The organism is Streptomyces sp. NPDC048349 (assembly GCF_040651925.1).
Taxonomy (GTDB): Bacteria; Actinomycetota; Actinomycetes; order Streptomycetales; family Streptomycetaceae; genus Streptomyces.
Genome location: NZ_JBEZLA010000148.1, coordinates 1 through 1,559 on the forward strand (window position 1 = coordinate 1; position 1,559 = coordinate 1,559).

General features: G+C 72.0%; 2 protein-coding genes. Both read right to left on the reverse strand.

Annotation, left to right across the window (positions count from 1 at the left end; all coding sequences use genetic code 11):
* Positions 1-90: 90 nt before the first annotated feature.
* Complete coding sequence (metF, locus tag AB0D44_RS34345; RefSeq protein WP_362598833.1) at positions 91-966, reverse strand: methylenetetrahydrofolate reductase [NAD(P)H]; 876 nt, start codon at positions 964-966, stop codon at positions 91-93.
* Positions 967-1,082: 116 nt separating this feature from the next.
* A partial coding sequence (locus AB0D44_RS34350; protein WP_362598830.1) for a vitamin B12 dependent-methionine synthase activation domain-containing protein occupies positions 1,083-1,559 on the reverse strand: 477 nt, incomplete at its 5' end.

Genomic DNA, 1,559 nt, shown 5'->3' on the forward strand with positions numbered 1-1,559 from the left:
CCCCCGTACTGGACGTACTTGGGCTTTCGGCCGGTGCGGCGAGAGTGCGTGCCGGGCACCGCGACGCCGCGGACCTCCGTCAGACACCCCCTAGCTCGCCTGGGCGCTGACGCCCAGGTTCTGGTGGATCTCGAGCGTCGCGGTGGAACGGTTGAGGGTGATGTAGTGCAGGCCCGGGGCGCCTTCGGCCAGCAGGCGCTGGGCCATGGCGGTCGCGTACTCCACGCCCACCTTGTGTCCGTCGGCGGGGTTGTCCTGTACGGCCTCCAGGCGGCGGGCCAGGGCGTCGGGGAAGCGGGCGTCGCTCAGTTCGGCGAAGCGGCGGATCTGGCGCGCGTCGGTGGCGGGCATGATCTCGGGGATCACCGGGGTCAGGCAGCCCACCGCGTCCAGCCGGTCGCGCAGCCGCAGGTAGTCCTCGACGTGGAAGAACATCTGCGTGATGGCGTAGTCGGCGCCGGCCCTGCACTTGGCGGCGAAGTGCCGGACGTCCTCGGTCCAGCCCGGGGAGCGCGGGTGCCGTTCGGGGAACGCGGCCACGCCCACGCTGAAGTCACCCAGCTTGCGGATCATGCTGACCAGTTCGTGGGCGTGGGTGAAGCCCTGCGGATGCGGGGTCCAGGTGCCCTTCGGGTCGCCCGGCGGGTCGCCGCGCAGGGCGAGCACGTCGCGGATGCCCGCGTCGGCGTACTGGCCGATGATGTGGCGCAGCTCGGCCCGGGAGTGGCCGACCGCCGTCAGGTGCGCGACGGGCCGCAGGGTGGTCTCGGCGGCGATCCGCTTGGTGACCTCGACGGTGCGGTCGCGGGAGGAGCCGCCCGCCCCGTAGGTGACGGAGACGAAGGAGGGGGCGAAGGCCTCGATGCGGCGGATCGCGTTCCACAGGGTGCGTTCGCCCGCCTCGGTCTTGGGCGGGAAGAACTCGAAGGAGTACGAGCGCCGGCCGCTGGCCAGGATCTCGCGCACACCGGGCCGTTCGGCCGGGCGGAGCCGGACCAGGGTCGGGCGTTCGGTGGGGCGTTCTGTGGGGCGTTCTGTGATGACGGCTGCCAAGGGATCGTTTCCTTCCGGTGTCAGCGTGCTCAGCGTGCGTTGAAGTACGTGGCCGCGGGGTGGTGGATGACGATCGCGTCGGTGGACTGCTCGGGGTGGAGCTGGAACTCCTCGGACAGGTGCACGCCGATCCGCTCCGGCCGCAAGAGGTCGGCGATCTTCGCGCGGTCCTCCAGGTCGGGGCAGGCGGGGTAGCCGAGCGAGTAACGGCAGCCCTGGTACTCGGTACGGAACATGCCGTCCATGGAGGCCGGGTCCGTTGCGGCGATGCCCAGCTCGGCGCGGACGCGGGCGTGCCAGTACTCGGCGAGGGCCTCGGCCAGCTGGACGGAGAGGCCGTGCAGCTCCATGTACTCGCGGTAGGCGTCGGCGGCGAAGAGCCGGGCCGTCTCCTCCCCGATGCGGCTGCCGACGGTGACGACCTGGAGGCCGACGACGTCGGTCTCGCCGGACTCCTCGGGGCGGAAGAAGTCCGCGAGGCACAGGCGGCGGCCGCGGCGCTGGCG